Raw genomic sequence first — 15,723 nt, 5'->3', positions numbered from 1 at the left:
CCCCTTGATTACGCTTCGTTTTCCGCGTCCGTCTGCTCGTCTTCGTGCAGCCGGTGGACATGGGCGATGAAGTAGCGCATATGCGCATCGTCCACGGTGCGGTGCGCGGCGTCTTTCCAGGCCTCGTGCGCGGAGGCATAATCGGGAAACATCCCAATGATATCAATGTCATCCACGTTCTTGAACGTGGTCTTGGAGGGGTCCACGAGTTCCCCCCCGAAGACAAGGTGAAGGCGCTGGGGCATGGGCGTGACCTTTCGTTTGGCGGCGATGCGGCGACCATTGTGCATTTGCGGCAAAGGGTCAAGGAAGCGGCGCCGGGGGCCTGAACGGGGCGTATGAGTCGCATATGACTTTCATGTGAGTCCGATATGACTCGCGCAGCGCCGCCCGGGCCGTACCCGTGCCTCTGCGCGCTGTGCAGGGCTGCACAGATCGCGGAGGCCGGGTCAGCCGCGGCGGGCGTCGATGGCGGCCTGTTGCCGGTCGGCCACGGCGAGATACTGGCTTGCCCCCGCCTGCGCGAAGACCTCCCGCGCGCCGTCGAGCGCCGTCTGCGCCGCGTCGAGCCGGGCGGGATCGCCAGTCTTGTCGAAGAAGGCGAAATGGACGTTGCAGAGATTGCCCTGCGTCATGGCCCAGTCGAGCGGCACGCGCTCGCGGGTGTATTCCTCCAGCGCCTCGCGATGGGCGCTGACTGCCTCCTCCAGCCGGTCAATCCCGGCCTCCCGTTCCCCGAGGGCCCGGAGCGCGTTGCCGAGGTTCATCTGCGTCATGGCCCAGTCGAGCGGCACGCGGTCGCGGGTGCGTTCCTCCAGCGCGGCGCGGTAGGCGGCGACGGCCTCTTCCAGCCGGTCGGTGCCGGCCTCCCGTTCCCCGAGGGCCTTGAGCGCAGTGCCGAGGTTCATCTGCGTCATGGCCCAGTCGAGCGGCACGCGATCGCGGGTGCATTCCTCCAGCGCCGCGCGATAGGCGGTGACGGCCTCCTCCAGCCGGTCGGTCCCGGCCTCCCGTCGCCCGAGGGTCGTGAGCGCGTTGCCGAGGTTCATCTGCGTCATGGCCCATTGGAGCGGTACGCGGTCGCGGGTGCGTTCCTCCAACGCGGCGCGATAGGCGGCGACGGCCTCCTCCAGCCGGTCGGTCCCGGCCTCCCGTTCCCCGAGGGTCGTGAGCGCGTTTCCGAGGTTCATCTGCTTCGTGGCCCAGTCGAGCGGATTGCTGTCGCGGGTGCGCACCTCCAACGCGGCGCGATAGGCGGTGACGGCCGCTTCCAGCCTGTCCGTTCCCGCCGCCCGCTTCCCGAGGTTCAGGAGCGCATTGCCGAGGTTATTTTGCGTCATGGCCCAGTCGAGCGGCACGCGGTCGCGGGTCCATTCCTCCAGTGCCGCGCGATAGGCGGTGACGGCCTGTTCCAGCCGGTCGGTCCCGGCCTCCCGCTTACCGAGGGTCTGGAGCGCGTTGCCGAGATTCATCTGCGTCATGGCCCAGTCGAGCGGGACGCTGTCACGGGGGAATTCCTCCAGCGCCGCGTGATAGGCGGTGACGGCCTGTTCCAGCCGGTCGGTTCCGGCCTCCCGTTCCCCGAGGGTCTGGAGCGCGAGTCCGAGGTCGTTGAGGGCCGCGCCGCGCTGGTCGGCGCCTTGCGCGGCGTGACGGGTGATCCGGGCGAGGGCGATGGATACGTCCAGGTCAAGGCGCAGGCCCTTGTCGCGGCCGCGTTCGTACCAGACGTCTTGCTCGCCGCGCAGGACGCCGAAGCGCGCGGCGGGATCGGTGGTTTCGAGCGTGACGCGGCGGGCGAGTTTGGTGGCGGCGCCGTCTGCGTCGAAGGCCAGCAGGTGCTGGTCGATGGCGGCGTTCAGCAGGCGCAGAGTGCGGGCCTGGCTTTCCGCCTCTTCCCGCTGCAACGCTTCGTCGAGTTCGGAGATGGCGGCGGTATAGGCGCCCTCTGCCGACAGGGCGGTGACGCGGGACAGCACGTCATCAATGAGACCGCCAAGGTTGGAGCCGTGGCGGCCTTCGGCCTGCACGCGCGCGGCGATGTCCACCGCTTCCTTGAGCGCGAGCAGGGCTTCGTCCCGATCCTCGACATGTTCGGCGATGGGGCGGACGAGCCGAAAGAGGGCGCGGTCCGATACCCCTTCGGCCCGTGCCGTGGTGGTGTTGTCCACCTTGTCGATCTTCTGGGCGAGTTCGCCCATCAGGGACAGAATTTGGCCGGTGTCCTCTCGGATCGCGCCGGTGTCATCCTTGATCGCGTCGAGAAGTGCAAAGGCCACGCGCCACCGGTCGTATTCCAGAAGCGGCTGGAACTTGGGGTTCTTCAGCAGGGCGTCGATAACCGATTGCGTGAGATCCACGAAGAAGCGGGCCGGAAGCGTATTTGGATCGGCGAAATAGGCGCGGATGCCTTTTGGCGCTGTTTGCGCGATGTGTTCGCGCATCGCTTCGACGATTGCGGTGGCATCGGTGCGCAGCCCAACGAAGGATTGCGAAGAGAAATCGCAATGGCCGATGACTTGTTCGAAGTAGATGACGCAGTCCTTGGCGTGGCCCGAAAACTCGGGCGCAGCTTCAAGATCGGCGGCACGCTGTTGGGCCTGTCTGGCGAGTTGGTTGGGTAGTTCGCCAAGGCCCAATGTGCTGACTGCGCGCGCGAGGGTCTTTGCATCTTGGATGCAGCCAAGGAAGCGTTGCACTTCGATGAGGCTCAGGCCCGTGGCGTTGGCGAGTGCGGACAGGCCGACACAGAGATTGACGCAGGCAGCGGCAGCAGGGAGTGAAACGGGCATCGAAGGCGTCCTGCCGGGCTTTGCAATCGGTTAATCAATCTGCGCCACGGTGGCGGCAAGACGGGACGCGGTCAAGCGAGCGGGACGGGTCCGGTGCGGTGGGTCGGGCATGATGGGAAGATCCCCAGCCTGCGCCTGTGGCGGCGCTCAGCCCCGGCGGGCGAGCAGCGCGGCGTGCAGGGCCGGGTTGGCGGCGAGCAGGCCCGGCGCGCGCGGGTGGGCCGCGTTGAAGCGCAGGGGCGCTCCGCTGGGGTCGGTGGCGGTGTGGCCGGATTCGGTCAGCAGCAGCATCCCGCCGGCAAGGTCCCATTCCCAGATCGGCTTGGGGATGAAGGTCGCATCGAACCGCCCCTCGGCCAGGCAGGCGAGCCGGTAGGCCATCGGCGAGCGGTTCGAGAGGTCCATCGCGGGCGGCCCGCCGGGCCAGTGTTCGGCATCCATCACGCCGCGCCGCGCCAGCATCGCGCCGCTGTCGGGGTCGCTGCCCGCGCGGGCGGCGAGGGGTTCGTCGTTCAGCCACGCGCCCGCGCCGCGCGCCGCGGCATAGAGCTTTCCCAGCATCGGCATCAGCACGACGGCGGCGGTGACTTCGCCTTCGTGGGCGATGGCGAGGGAGTGGCCCCAGGTCTTCTCGCCCGCCACGAAGGCGCGGGTGCCGTCGATCGGGTCCACGATGAAGGCGGCGGGACGCGACAGGCGGTCGGGGGTGTCGGGGGTTTCCTCGGACAGCCAGCCGTAGTCCGGGCGCGCGGCGGTGAGGGTGTCGCGCAGCAGGGCGTCGACGGCGAGGTCGGCTTCGGTCACCGGGCCCGCCTCGTCCGGTTTGTGCCAGACCTGCGGGTTCCGGCCATGGAACGAGAGCGCGAGATCGGCGGCGGCGCGGGCCACCTCGGTCAGCAGCGCAAGGTCGTCGCGGGCCTGCGCCGGGTCAGGCGCCTGCAAGGGTCATCCCCTCGACCAGCAGCGACGGGACGACCCGCGACAGGTGGGGGCGGGCGTCGTTCGCGGGCACGATGGCGCGGAGCATGTCGCGCAGGTTGCCCGCGATGGTGCATTCGTTGACGGCAAAGGCGGGCTGGCCGTTCTCGACCCAGAGGCCGGAGGCGCCGCGCGAGTAGTCGCCTGTGGTGGAGTTGATGGTGGCGCCGATCAGGGAGGTCACGAGCAGGCCGGTGCCCATCTCGGCCATCAGCGCCTCGCGGCTTCTGGGACCCTGAGTGAGCGTGACGTTGCCGGTGGCGGGGCTGGGCGGGCTGGCCGCGCTGCGGGTGGCGTTGGCGGTGCTGGGCAGGTCCAGCTTGCGCCCGGTGGCGAGGTCCAGCACCCAGCCGGTGAGTGTTCCGCCTTCGACCAGCGCGCGGCGGGCGGTGGGCAGGCCTTCGGCGTCGAACGGGCGGGAGCCGGAGATGCGGGGTCGATGCGGGTCCTCGACCAGGTCGATGCCGACGGGCAGGACTGGTGTGTCCAACCCGTCGCGCAACCAGCTTGCGCCGCGCGCGATCGCGGTGCCGTTGATCGCGGACAGCAGGTGGCCGATCAGCGATGCGGCGACGCGTTCGTCGTAGAGCACCGGGAAGCGGCCGGTCCGTGGCTGGCGGGCCCCGGCGCGGGCGAGCGCACGTTCGGCGGCGGTGCGGCCGATCTCTTCGGGCGGGAGCAGGTCGGCACGGTGCAGGCGCATGTCGCCGAAATAGTCCCGTTCCATGCCGGTGCCGGTGCCTGTGATCGCCACACAGGACAGGCTATGCCCGGTGCGCGTGTAGCCGCCCGAGAAACCGTTGGTGGCGGCCATGACCATCTCGCGGCGGCTGTAGCCCGCGCTGCACTGGTCGATCTGGCTGATGCCGGGAATGTCGCGCGCAGCCGCCTCGCAGGCGAGCGCGGCCTGTTGCAGCGCGGCGGGGTCTGGTTCTTCCCCGTCATCAGCCAGATCGAGCCCGCGCGCATCACGCCGGTCCGAGAGCTGTCCGGGATCGGCAAGGCCGATTGTCGGGTCCTCGGGCGCCTCGCGGGCCATCGCCACGGCGCGCTCGGCCATCGCCGCCATCGTGTCCGGCGCGCTGTCAGAGGCGGAGACGCAGGCCTGCCGCTGCCCCATCAGCACGCGCAGGCCAAGATCGATGCCTTCGGCCCGTTCCGCTTCTTCGAGGCGGCCGTCGCGCACGCCGATCCCGACAGACGTGCCGCGCACGACAAGCACATCTGCGGCGTCGGCACCGGCGGATTTCGCGGCGCGAAGGAGGGCCTGGGACAGGTCGGTGAGCGAAGGGGTCATGCAAGGCTCCGGCTTGGTTGCCAACAGGTAGACCGGCAGCGGGAGGCGTGCAAGCGCGCGGGCCGCGCCAGACGGGCGCGCGGCGTGGTTGCCAACGCGGCGGCGCGATCCATGTTGTCTGACAGATTGCGGGGAGGCGCATCATGGCGCTGGGATCGGACAACATGCCGAGCGGTGACGGCGACAGCGGTGCAGGCGCACCGCAGCGCCGCCAACCGCGCAGCACCGAGGAGGCGATGGTCGAGCGCGGCCTGAAGTACCTCGAACGGCTGCTGCTTCTGGTCGTGGTCGGCATGACGCTGGCGGCGACCTTCGTGGAGGTGATGGCCGTCTGGCGCGCCCGCAGCGTCGATCTGGGCGATATCCTTCTGATGTTCCTCTACACCGAAGTGATCGCGATGGTGTCGGTGTTCTACACCGGGCGCGGCCTGCCGATCGTGTTCCCGATCTTCATCGCCATCACCGCGCTGTCGCGGCTGATCGTGCTGCAGGGCAAGGAGATGGACCCGGCCAATATCCTGATCGAGGCTGGTGCGATCCTGCTGCTGGCGGTGTCGGCCGTGGTTCTGCTGCGCTTCGTGCGCAGGCTGAGCTAGGCAGAGCTGCCGCCTAGTAAAGAAAACACGTGCCTGCGGCCGGCACCCCTGCTAGTCGTGAAAGACTGGTTAACGGGAGCCGGGAATGCACGCAGGGTTTCGTATGGCGGGATGGAAGCCCGGCGGCATGGCGGGGCGCGGCGCCGCCGCGGTTCTGGCCGCTGGCCTGCTGGCCGCGTGCAGTGGCGGCGGCGGCAGTTTTGTTGCGGCCGGGGCAGCGCCGGTCGTGCCACCGACGTCCGAAACGCCGGTCGACCCGGTGGTGCCGCAGGCTCCCGTCACGCAAACCTTCACAGTCACGTTGGATTCGCTGTCGTCGGCCTTTGCGCTTGGGTCCAGCGCCGGAAACGGGTCGCTTGGCGCACCGGCGGGGACATCGGGCACGCTGGCCTATGACGTGCAGGACGGCATGATCGTCGCGGCGCGGGGTACCATCGCAGGGGTCGCGCTGGACATCGACACGCGGGACGGCGACACGATCACCGTAGCGAACGGCGTCGTCACGGCCGAGGACGCTGCAACCGGCGCTCTGGTCAGCTTCCAGCAGCCGGGCACCACGGGATTCATGCACCAGACCTTCGGTTTATGGGAACAGGATCCGAACGCCGGGCAGGTGGGAATCGCTATTGGCGGCACGCCGACGCCGTCGGCGGCGATGCCGTCGCCCGGCACGCTCACGGCGACCTACACCGGCAAGGCGCGCGGTTATTCCAGCTTTTCCGGCACGATTTCGACCACTACGGCGGACATGACCCTGACCACGGATTTCGCCACGGCAACCTTCGCCACGACCGGCACAATGCGCGAGGGCATAGACTTCACCACGCCGCAGCGCGCGCCGGAACACGACTTGAACGGCAGGCTGACCGTGACCGGGGCGGGCCTTGCGGGCAGGGTGAGGTCGGGCCAGGGGGAGGTGAGCACGGTCGGCCGGGTCAGCGTGACCGGCAGTTTCTTCGGCCCGAATGCCGAGGAGGTCGGCGGCACGTTCACAAACAACGGCGAGGCCGGCCAGTTCTTCGGCGCGTTCGGGGGTGGGCGGTAGCGGCGTGGCTCGCGCAGGCCGCTACCGAACGCTCAGCGCAACTGGTTGCCGTTGACGAACAGCGCGCCGCCCTCGCGGGCCTCGATCCGGCTGGTGAAGCTGTCGCCTTCGCCTTGCACGGCGAACATGCCCAGCATCATCTGCGCGCCCATCATCTGTTCGGCGGACATGATGCCGCCGGTCATCGCCTGTTGCATCAGGCCCGACAACCCGCTGGCGCGCAGCGATGCTTCGCCCACCGGCTGGGCCAGGTCGGGCACCCCGCCCGGCCCCTCGGGAAAGCGGAACGCGCCCTCGCCGGACAGCGACGCCCCGGCGAGGTCCAGCGAGAAGGTGTCGATCCGCAGCGCGCGCGGGGCGGCCGCGGGTTCCGCATCGGGGCCGGCAAGCGCCGGGTTCGGTGCGACCATGTCGATGTCGGCCTCGGCCACGAGACGCAGTTGCGCCGGGTCGCGCGGAAATGCGCCATTGGGATCGAACATCTGCCACACTGCCTCGTCGGCGGTGGCATCGGTCAGGTCCAGGGCGATGCGCGCGGTCTGCAGTTCCGCGGTGGGGGCGGTTGGCACCGACAGGGTGAGGTCGGCGGCCGCCATGGCCAGCGACACCGGACCCATCGGCATCATGGAACTGGTCACGGTGGTGGCGAAGCCTGTCAGGGCTGCGGAATAGTCGGCCCGCAGGTCGGTCAGCGTCAGCGCGATGCGGCTGGTGTCCTGGCGGCTGTCGGTTTCCAGCATGCCGTCCGGGCCCTGTTGCAGGCTGACTGAAGATCCGTCCCGGCTTTCGAGCCGCCCGACGAGGGACCAGCCGCCGCCCGCGCCGGACAGGTCCGCCCGAAGCGCCACGTCCTGCTGCGACGCGGTGTTGCGCACCTCGGATCCGGTGGCGGGGTCGCGCACCGACACTTCGGTCGCCAGCGCGTCGGCGGTCAGGTCGGCCACCAGCGGTGCGCTGCCGCCGCTCAGGCCGGACAGGGTGCCCGCGAGCCCGGTCAGGTCGGCGCGCATGTCTGCGTCCACCTCGGTGCCGTCCTGGACCAGAGAGACGAGCGTGGCGGACAGCGCCGGGGCGGACAGCGCGTAATCGGGCGCGGCGGCGTCGCCGGTTGCCATCGCGGTAAGCGCGCCGTCGCCCAGCCGGAAGGTCGCGACGTTTGTGCCCTCTGTCTCGGTGGTGGCGGTGAGCGTGACCTGCTGGCCGCCGGGCAGTGTGAGCCGCACGCCGGGCCCGTCCTGTGCGAGGTCCATCCTTTCGAATCGCGCGGTCAGAAGCCCGTCGCCCACCGGGCGGGACAGGGTCAGGCCACGCAGGGTCAGCGCCGCGCCCTGTTCCACCTCGGCGGTCAGGTCGCGGCCTGCATCCGCGGCACGGTCCTGCCAATCCTGCCAAAGCCCTTCCGGCGTGAGGTCGGCGGCGGCGGGCAGCGGCAGGGCGAGGGCTGTGGTCAGCAGCAGGGAACGGGCGATGATCATTTCGGCATCCTTTCGGGCGGGTGCGTTGCATGCGCGGCCATGCTGGGCCACAGTCGCGCCGTTGGCGTGAAACTGGCGTATGCGGCACCCGGAGGGAAGGGCACTTGGACGAGGCATCACGAAAAACTGTTCTGATCACCGGGGCGAGCCGGGGCATCGGCGCGGCGACTGCGCGGGCCTTCGCGGCGCAGGGCGCGCGGGTGGCGCTGGTGGCACGATCGCGCGAGGCGCTTTCCGAACTGGCGGGCGAACTGGGCGAGGCGGCGCTGGCGATCCCCTGCGACGTGTCGCGCTACTGGGAGGTGGCGGCGGCGGTCGATGCGACGGTAAAGACGTTCGGGCGGCTCGATGTGCTGGTGAACAATGCGGGCGTGATAGCCCCCATCGCGCCGTTCGGGCAGACCGACCCGGAGGCCTGGGCCAAGACCCAGGAGATCAACGTGACCGGCGTCTATCACGGGATGCGCGCGGCCTGGGAAGTGATGATCGGTCAGGCGGGGGGCGGCACGATCCTGACCGTGTCGTCGGGGGCTGCGTCGCGGCCGCTGGAGGGCTGGAGCGCCTATTGCGCGTCCAAGGCCGCGGCGGCGATGCTGACCCGGTCCGCCGATCTGGAGGGTCGGGCGCTTGGCATCCGGGCAATCGGGCTGAGCCCCGGCACGGTGGACACCGACATGCAGGGTGACATCCGCGACAGCGGCATCGGCGCGATCTCGCAGATGGCGCGGTCCGAGCATATCCCGCCGGACTGGCCGGCGCGCGCGCTGGTCTGGCTGGCGGGCCCCGGCGGCGACGAGCATCTGGGGCAGGAGGTATCGCTGCGCGACCCGGCGATCCGCGCGGCCGCGGGGCTGGGCGCATGATCCGCACGGAGCGCGAGGGCGCGCTGTGGCGGGCGGTGATCGACCGTCCCGACAAGGCCAATTCGCTGACCGGCGAGATGCTGGCCGAGCTGGCCGATTTTGCCGAGGCCGCACAGGGTCATGCCAACGTTCTGGTCTTGACCGGCACGGGCCGCGTGTTCAGCGCGGGCGCGGACCTCGAGGCGGCCAAGGCCGGGCTTGCGACCGACCCGGTCTGGGAGCGGCTTTCAGGCGCCATCGCGCGATTTGACGGGCTGTCGATCGCCGCCCTGAACGGCACGCTGGCGGGCGGCGCCTTCGGCATGGCACTGGCCTGCGACCTGCGCATTGCGGTGGAGGGCGCGAAGTTCTTTTATCCGGTGATGAAGCTGGGGTTCCTGCCCCAGCCGTCCGATCCGCCGCGGCTGGTGGCGCTGGTCGGTCCGGCGCGGGCGCGGCTGATCCTGATGGGCGCGGCGAAGCTGACGGCGGCCGAGGCGCTGGCCCACGGGCTGGTGGACCGGGTGGTCGCGGCGGACGGGCTCGCGCCCGCCACGGCGGAACTGGCCGAGGCCGCGCTGGGCGCCGCGCCCGCGCATGTGACCGCGATCAAGGCGCTGACCCGGCCCGGCTGAGCCGCGCGCGGGGCGTTCAGATCAGGCGCGGGCTGTCTGGCCCGTCGACGCTGGCGCCGGTCAACCATTCGGCCGCGGCCAGACCCGCCCAGCGGCCGGTGGCGAAGCATCCGGTCAGCAGGTAGCCGCCGGTGGGTGCGTCCCAATCCAGCATCTCGCCCGCGCAGAACACGCCGGGCCGGGCTTTCAGCATCAGCCCGTCGGTCAGCGTGGCGCGTGGCAGCCCGCCCACGGTGCTGATTGCCTCGTCCAGCGGGCGCGGCCCGTCATGGCGCAGCGGCACCGCCTTCAGCAACGCGGCCAGCGCGGCGGGATCGGTCGGCAGCGGGCCGGCCCATTCGCGGGCCAGCGCCAGCGACACCGGCGGCAGGCGCAGTGTGCGGCGCAGGTGGTTGGACAGGCTTTGCCCGCCGCGCGGGCGCGCCAGGCGCTGTATCACCGCTGCCGTGTCGAGGTCGGGCAGCAGGTCCAGCGTCAACGCGGCCCCGTCCCGCACCGCCGCCGACACCGCGTAGATGCCGCCGCCTTCCAGCCCGCGCGCCGAGACGATGAATTCGCCCCGGTGGCGCCGACCCAGCACAACCAGCGCGACGCCCTTCACGGGTGTGCCGAAATGGCGGGTCATGTGGTCCGACCACGCCACGCGCAGCCCGACATTGGACGCGGCGAAAGGCGTGCACGGGGCGCCCGCAGCGCGCAGAGCCGCGGTCCACGCCCCGTCGGAGCCGAGCCGCGCCCAGCTGGCGCCGCCCATCGCCAGCACTGTCGCGTCGGCCAGCACCTGTGCGGGACCGTCCGGCGCGCCGAAGCGGGCCGCCGGGCCGTCCCAGCCGTCGAAGCGCCAGCGCGGGCGGATCTCCACCCGGGCAGCCCGCAGCCGCGCCAGCCACGCGCGCAGCAGCGGCGAGGCCTTCATCGCGCGCGGGAACACCCGCCCGGTGCTGCCGGTGAACACGGGCTGACCCAGCCCTTCGGCCCATGCGGTCACCTGTTCGGGCCCGAAGGCGCGCAGCATTGGCCCCAGCCAGTCCGCCGACGGCCCGTAGACGCGTGCGAAGGTGGCGGGGTCCTCGGATTTCGTAAGGTTCAGCCCGGACCGACCGGCCATCAGGAACTTGCGCCCCACGGAGGGCTTTTGGTCCAGCACCAGCACGCGCCGCCCGGTCGCGGCCAGCACTTCGGCGGCCATCAGCCCGGCAGGGCCCGCGCCGATCACCAGCGCGTCTGTCTGCTCTTGTCGTTCGGTCACGGCGTGCCATCCTTGTGGGCATGCGCCATGCCGACCCTATCCCGGATCCGCCGTCCTGCCCGCTTTGTGACCGGCCGATCCCGCCTGGCACGAAACAGAGCCGCCATCACCTTGTGCCCAAGCTGCGCGGCGGCAAGGGCGGGCCGACCGTTCTGCTGCATCAGATCTGCCACAACGAGATCCACGCGACGCTGACCGAGGCGGAGCTGGCGCGCGACTACTCGACGGTGGCGGCGCTGCGCGCGCATCCGAGGCTTGCGAAGTTCATCGCCTGGGTTGCGCGGCGGCCACCGGATTTCCATTCGCGGACGCCGGGCGCGCGGCGCAAACGCTAGCCCAGCCATGCGCGCGCCAGCCTGACGGCCCTGTCCGCGTAGCGGGCCACGCGCGGATCCCCCGGCGGCAGTCGGCCCAGCACCCAGCCGGCCGAGGCGAGCGCCCGCAGCGCCATGAACATCGGCAGATCGTCGAAGGCCGCGCGCGGAAGCGGCCCGCCCGCCGCAGCGTATCCTTCGGTCAGCGCGGCGCGCAGGTCGGTCAGTGCGGGCGCGTCCGCGTGCTGGATCAGAGCGGTGGCAAGGTCATAGACGCGGTAGCCGGTCCCGCCATCGTCGAAATCGATCAGGTAGAACACCCCGTCCCCGGCCAGAACGTTTTCCTGCAGCACATCTGCATGGATCAGCCCTGTCTGTGCCGCCGGGATCGCGGCAAGCCGGTCGCGCGCGACGTCCCGCGCGGCACACAGAAGCGCGGCATCGGCGGGCGAAAGCGCCGGGTTGTCCCAGAACCGGCCCCAGATCGGTGCGTTCGGGCAGCAGAAGGCGGGCGCGCGCCAGTCCGGGCGCGCCAGGTCTTGTGGGGCCACGGCATCGCTTGTCAGGTGCAGGTCGGCCAGCAGCGCGCCGATCGCGTGCAGCACCTCGGTCGGCGGTCCGAGCCTTGGGTCGGGCAGCGCGTCACCGGCTCCCACGGGCGCGGCCGTCAGCCATTGTAGCGCCGAGGCGGTCACCCCGGCTGCCTCGTCCGTCAGCGCGCCCGACGCGGTGCGCTGCGGCCAGGGGCAGGCGAAGCCGGCGTCGGCCAGCGATTCCATCCAGCGCAGTTCCGATGTCACGCCTGTGCCGCCGTGATACCCGGCGCGGTGCAGTCGCAGCGCGATCCGCCGTCCATCGTCCAGCGTGACGTCGAAGACCGCGTTCTCGCGCCGCTGCACCAGCCGCGGGGCGCGGGTCGGCCGGCCCCAGGCCTGTGCCGCCCGCAGCGCCTGCGCGTCGAGCGCTGCCAGCGCCGCCCCGTCTCCTTCAGTCATCGGGGTCCACCTTGCCGCGCAGCGCCTTGACCTGCCCGCGCTGCGCCTTTCCGGCCAGCCGTCGCTTGATGCTGCCCTTGGTCGGCCGCGTCGCGCGTCGCCGCTTGGGCGCGACGGTGGCGGCGCGGATCATCTCGGCCAGCCGTTCGCGGGCGATCTCGCGGTTGCGGGCCTGGCTGCGGGTTTCCTCCACCCGCAGGATCAGCGCGCCGTCCTCGAGCCAGCGTCGCCCGGCGATGCGTTTCAGCCGGGTCTTGACCGGGCCGGGCAGGTTGGGGCTGCGCGCGGCCTCGAAGCGCAGTTCGACGGCGGTGGAAACCTTGTTCACGTTCTGCCCTCCCGGTCCGGAGGCACGGGTGAAGCTTTCGGTGAATTCCCAGTCCTGAAGGGTGATCTGGTCGGTGATCTTCAGCATGTCGGCCCCGTCTGCACCCGCCATGCATAAATGCCCGCGCCGCGCAGCGCAAAGGGCAAAGGGCGGCGGTTTATGCTGCGGTTGCAGCATGGCCGTGCTATGACGGGTTCAGGTTGTTTTTTGCAAGGGAAGGTGGTCGGCATGGTGCGCAAGGTATTCTCGGTTTCTGGTGTCGCGGGTGTTCTCGCGCTTGGCGCGGGTCTGTCGCTGGTGGGCGAGGTCGCTCCGGCGCAGGACTTGCCGCGGCTTACGCTGACGCCGGACGCTGTCGGCGTTTCCGGCCTGTCGAGCGGCGCGTTCATGGCAGTGCAGATGCATGTCGCTTTTTCCCAGGCGATCGTCGGCGCGGGCGTCGTCGCGGGCGGGCCGTATTACTGCGCGGAGGGCACGGTGCTGGGCGCGCTGTTCTCGTGCATGCAGACGGAGGAGGGCGGCCCGCCCGTGGCCCCGCTGCTGGAGGCGGCGCGCGGTTTTGCCGGGGCGGCGGTGATCGACCCGCTTTCGGGGCTGGTAGGGGACCGGGTCTACCTGTTCTCGGGCACGAAGGACGACACAGTGACCCCGCCCGCCGTGGCTGCGGCGGCGGGGTTCTATGCGCAGGCGGGGATCGCGGAGGCTGACCTGCGCCATGTCACCGATGTGCCAGCGGGCCATGCCTTTCTTGCTGCGGGCGGACCGGTGCCTTGCGGGCAGACCGAGCCGCCCTTCATCAGCGATTGCGGCGTGGACCAGGCGGGCGACATTCTGACCTGGGTGCATGGCACGTTGTCGCCGCCCACCACGCCGGACCGGGAAAGGCTGCTGTCGTTCGCGCAGGGGTCCTACCTGACCGATCCCGGCCAGCAGGAGATGAACACCCAAGGCTTCGTCTATGTGCCTGAAGCCTGCGCGGGCGGGGCGGAATGCCGGCTGCACATCGCGTTTCACGGCTGCCAGCAGGGCCGGGCCGTTCTGGGTGACGAGTACGCTTGGACGACCGGATACAACGCCTGGGCGGAGGCGAACGGGATCGTCGTGCTGTATCCGCAGGCGCAGGCGTCGATCATCGGCGGCAATCCCAAGGGCTGCTGGGACTGGTGGGGCTATGGCAGCGACGTTTACTACACCAAGCAGGCACCGCAGATCGCTTCGGTTGCGCGGATGGCGGAGGCGCTTGGCGTGAAGCTGGACGGCGATCTTCCGATCTGTGTGGAGTACGATGATTTCAATGCGGTGCATTTCCAGCAAGGCCGGGCCGAACCCTGCGGCTTCTCGCTGTGTGCCGTGGGATCGGGCGCGCCGATCGGCGGCTATTATGGTGCCTCCGTTCTGTACGAGACGGCGGTCGGGCAGTTCACCCCGGATGCCTGCCCGCTGCGCTGACCGGTGCGCCGGGACCTTCCGCCCGAATGACACGAAAAGGGCCACCTTTCGGTGGCCCTTCGAGACGTTAAGGAGGCGGGGTCGGTCAGGACTTCCGTCCGATCCGGTCGGCGCATGCGCCGCCAGGGCTGCCTAACGGCGGTCCTCCCGGATCATTCCGACACCTCGCTCCAATACCTCTCTCGACACTGGATCACCTCCTTCCGTTTTGTTTCCGATGATTAAATGTTGGCATGGCCGCGCCGAATGTCAAAGCGGAATTTTTGACAGGGGGCAGATGCGAGCGGGCTGCGCCAAAAAACCGGGCGATGCCGCTGTCGGCGTGCCGGCCCACCGCGCGCGGCCAGACCCGCCCCAAACACCCACGCTGCCGCCGGAACAGGGACCGGCGTCGCGACGTTGTAGAACTTGCCCGCGCGGCTGGTGCCGTAGCCCATGTCGGTCACGGAAAGCTGCGTGACCGTGCGCAGATCACCGCGCGCGACGCTGATCTGTTCCCCGACGCTGGCGATTTCGGTCTGGATGCCATCGCTGCTCATGACGCCCAAAAGGGTGTCGAAGATCGGATCGGTCTGCGCCTCGCGCCCGCGATAGAGCACGCCCGCCGTGCCACTGGTGTTGAAGTTGAGCGCCTCGACTTAGAAACCGAACAGCGCAGCCGGGCGCAGAACCGGTCCGGTGTCGAAGCTCAGGCCCGGTTCGATCGCGGCACCGACAGTCGCAGTGTGAAACGTGAAGGAGACTTGCCCCGCATCGTTCAGATCCAAATTGGACCAGTCGCCGGGATTGGGGTGCCTGAAATCGCGGCGCGTCGTCGTGGTCGTGCCGTCGATCTTGCGCAGGAAGGGCCGCGTCCCGTTGCCGTCAAGCCGGGCAACCTCGTCGTTCTCGTTAAGGTCGGCGTTGCCGATCCGGTTGCCAGGCATCGGCCCGGCCGGTTCCTCGACCGCGCCGTCCTTGATCCGGTCCAGCGCCGCCTGCCAACCGAAGTCGGGAGAGTGCGTGAAGACCCTTGCGAAGACGGCGCCATTGCCATTTGTCATTGGGCCCGTGCCGCCGACTGCCACCGCTGTCCCGCCCGTGGGCAGCACCTGCCCTTCGTCCATCGGCACAGTGCCCCTGCGATCCTTGAGGGCGGCGATACCGGTCCTGAACGACGCCCCACAAGGCAGGAGTTTACAGAACGCTTCCGCCGTCGGTGGCTTGGGGCAGATTGCCCTGGATATGCGCGGGCCCTGGACAACGCCGCCGTTCGGCAGCGGGTCGCCCTGCACGAAAAGCGCCTCGGGCGTGGTGCCGCTGCTGGCGGTCCACGCCCTGACGCGAGACACGCTGGGCGTGTTGAAGCGGGCGCAGAACTCCACGTTGCCATCCTTGGTCAGGCGGAAGTCCTGCGATTGGCTTAGACCGTTCTAGACCGGTTCGTGACCGGAACGCCCCCGGGGGGGGGGGGGCGTGTGCGTCGTTGCGATGGCTTTTGTGCTCAGACGCGGCGCGTAGCGTCTTGTTGTGATGTCGTTTGGTCCTGTGCCGGACTTTAAGCCGGTTTGGCCCGGCGCCTTGAGTCAGGCATTTCCGAAGCAAACGCCCCCCAAGCGATACCCGGCCTTTCGGGACAGGCATGCTCGGAGAAGGCGACGATCTGAAACTCTGCCAACCCCGGTTGTTGGCTGTTTCCGGGGTGTGCCGCGCCGCGCTTTGAAACCAAGCTCGGTTCGGGGCGCTAAC

The 15,723-nt window shown here is 69.9% G+C and carries 16 protein-coding genes; 6 read left to right on the top strand and 10 right to left on the bottom strand.

Annotated features, from left to right (window positions below; translation table 11 throughout):
• Positions 1-8: 8 nt before the first annotated feature.
• The 4 genes from DKT77_RS09680 to DKT77_RS09665 all read right to left on the bottom strand — a co-directional run bounded on the left by DKT77_RS09680 (position 9) and on the right by DKT77_RS09665 (position 5,067).
• The gene (locus DKT77_RS09680; protein WP_109811495.1) at positions 9-245 is read right to left on the bottom strand and encodes a DUF4170 domain-containing protein; all 237 of its coding nucleotides are present in this window, start codon (positions 243-245) and stop codon (positions 9-11) included.
• A gap of 204 nt (positions 246-449) precedes the next feature.
• Positions 450-2,792: a tetratricopeptide repeat protein gene (locus DKT77_RS09675; protein ID WP_238547778.1), complete on the bottom strand. Its 2,343-nt coding sequence runs from the start codon at positions 2,790-2,792 to the stop codon at positions 450-452.
• A 147-nt stretch (positions 2,793-2,939) separates the two neighbouring features.
• Positions 2,940-3,734, bottom strand: a complete 795-nt coding sequence (locus tag DKT77_RS09670; RefSeq protein WP_109811494.1) for an inositol monophosphatase family protein — start codon at positions 3,732-3,734, stop codon at positions 2,940-2,942.
• Complete coding sequence (locus DKT77_RS09665; protein WP_109811493.1) at positions 3,721-5,067, bottom strand: TldD/PmbA family protein; 1,347 nt, start codon at positions 5,065-5,067, stop codon at positions 3,721-3,723. Before DKT77_RS09665 ends, DKT77_RS09670 begins: the two co-directional genes overlap by 14 nt.
• 143 nt (positions 5,068-5,210) lie before the next feature.
• Here DKT77_RS09665 and DKT77_RS09660 point away from each other — a divergent pair, with 143 nt between their 5' ends.
• Both DKT77_RS09660 and DKT77_RS09655 read left to right on the top strand, forming a co-directional pair.
• Positions 5,211-5,663 (top strand): phosphate-starvation-inducible protein PsiE, encoded by a 453-nt coding sequence (locus DKT77_RS09660; protein WP_238547777.1) that lies wholly within the window; start codon positions 5,211-5,213, stop codon positions 5,661-5,663.
• 85 nt (positions 5,664-5,748) lie between these two features.
• Complete coding sequence (locus DKT77_RS09655) at positions 5,749-6,708, top strand: transferrin-binding protein-like solute binding protein (RefSeq protein WP_146204989.1); 960 nt, start codon at positions 5,749-5,751, stop codon at positions 6,706-6,708.
• Positions 6,709-6,740: 32 nt separating this feature from the next.
• Here the strand turns inward: DKT77_RS09655 and DKT77_RS09650 are convergent, their stop codons facing one another.
• Positions 6,741-8,183 (bottom strand): hypothetical protein, encoded by a 1,443-nt coding sequence (locus DKT77_RS09650; RefSeq protein ID WP_238547776.1) that lies wholly within the window; start codon positions 8,181-8,183, stop codon positions 6,741-6,743.
• Between the two features lie 104 nt (positions 8,184-8,287).
• Between DKT77_RS09650 and DKT77_RS09645 the strand changes: the two genes are divergently transcribed.
• Both DKT77_RS09645 and DKT77_RS09640 read left to right on the top strand, forming a co-directional pair.
• Positions 8,288-9,046, top strand: coding sequence for an SDR family oxidoreductase (locus tag DKT77_RS09645; RefSeq protein WP_238547775.1), 759 nt, complete (start codon positions 8,288-8,290; stop codon positions 9,044-9,046).
• Positions 9,043-9,660: an enoyl-CoA hydratase/isomerase family protein gene (locus DKT77_RS09640; protein WP_109811490.1), complete on the top strand. Its 618-nt coding sequence runs from the start codon at positions 9,043-9,045 to the stop codon at positions 9,658-9,660. Before DKT77_RS09645 ends, DKT77_RS09640 begins: the two co-directional genes overlap by 4 nt.
• A gap of 16 nt (positions 9,661-9,676) precedes the next feature.
• Here DKT77_RS09640 and DKT77_RS09635 read toward each other — a convergent pair whose 3' ends face one another.
• Positions 9,677-10,909 (bottom strand): TIGR03862 family flavoprotein, encoded by a 1,233-nt coding sequence (locus tag DKT77_RS09635; RefSeq protein ID WP_109811489.1) that lies wholly within the window; start codon positions 10,907-10,909, stop codon positions 9,677-9,679.
• Positions 10,910-10,929: 20 nt separating this feature from the next.
• On the opposite strand from DKT77_RS09635, the gene DKT77_RS09630 reads away from it, so the two are divergent.
• Positions 10,930-11,244: an HNH endonuclease family protein gene (locus DKT77_RS09630; RefSeq protein WP_109811488.1), complete on the top strand. Its 315-nt coding sequence runs from the start codon at positions 10,930-10,932 to the stop codon at positions 11,242-11,244.
• Here the strand turns inward: DKT77_RS09630 and DKT77_RS09625 are convergent.
• Entirely contained in the window at positions 11,241-12,218 is a 978-nt protein-coding gene (locus DKT77_RS09625) for a phosphotransferase enzyme family protein (RefSeq protein WP_109811487.1), read from the bottom strand. The two genes, DKT77_RS09630 and DKT77_RS09625, sit on opposite strands and share 4 nt — an antisense overlap.
• Positions 12,211-12,633, bottom strand: a complete 423-nt coding sequence (gene arfB, locus DKT77_RS09620) for an alternative ribosome rescue aminoacyl-tRNA hydrolase ArfB (protein ID WP_109811486.1) — start codon at positions 12,631-12,633, stop codon at positions 12,211-12,213. The genes DKT77_RS09625 and arfB overlap by 8 nt, the downstream gene beginning before the upstream one ends.
• Before the next feature lie 141 nt (positions 12,634-12,774).
• On the opposite strand from arfB, the gene DKT77_RS09615 reads away from it, so the two are divergent.
• Positions 12,775-13,995 (top strand): extracellular catalytic domain type 2 short-chain-length polyhydroxyalkanoate depolymerase, encoded by a 1,221-nt coding sequence (locus DKT77_RS09615; protein WP_109811485.1) that lies wholly within the window; start codon positions 12,775-12,777, stop codon positions 13,993-13,995.
• A gap of 221 nt (positions 13,996-14,216) precedes the next feature.
• Here the strand turns inward: DKT77_RS09615 and DKT77_RS09610 are convergent, their stop codons facing one another.
• On the bottom strand, positions 14,217-14,594 hold the full coding sequence (locus tag DKT77_RS09610; RefSeq protein ID WP_109811484.1) for a hypothetical protein: 378 nt from the start codon (positions 14,592-14,594) through the stop codon (positions 14,217-14,219).
• A gap of 39 nt (positions 14,595-14,633) precedes the next feature.
• Positions 14,634-15,359 (bottom strand): hypothetical protein, encoded by a 726-nt coding sequence (locus tag DKT77_RS20690; protein ID WP_146204988.1) that lies wholly within the window; start codon positions 15,357-15,359, stop codon positions 14,634-14,636.
• Positions 15,360-15,723: the final 364 nt, after the last annotated feature.

This window comes from Meridianimarinicoccus roseus, from assembly GCF_003172915.1.
Classification (GTDB): domain Bacteria; phylum Pseudomonadota; class Alphaproteobacteria; order Rhodobacterales; family Rhodobacteraceae; genus Meridianimarinicoccus; species Meridianimarinicoccus roseus.
The sequence above is the reverse complement of the archived record's forward strand: the minus strand, read 5'-3'. Positions and strand labels throughout refer to the sequence as shown.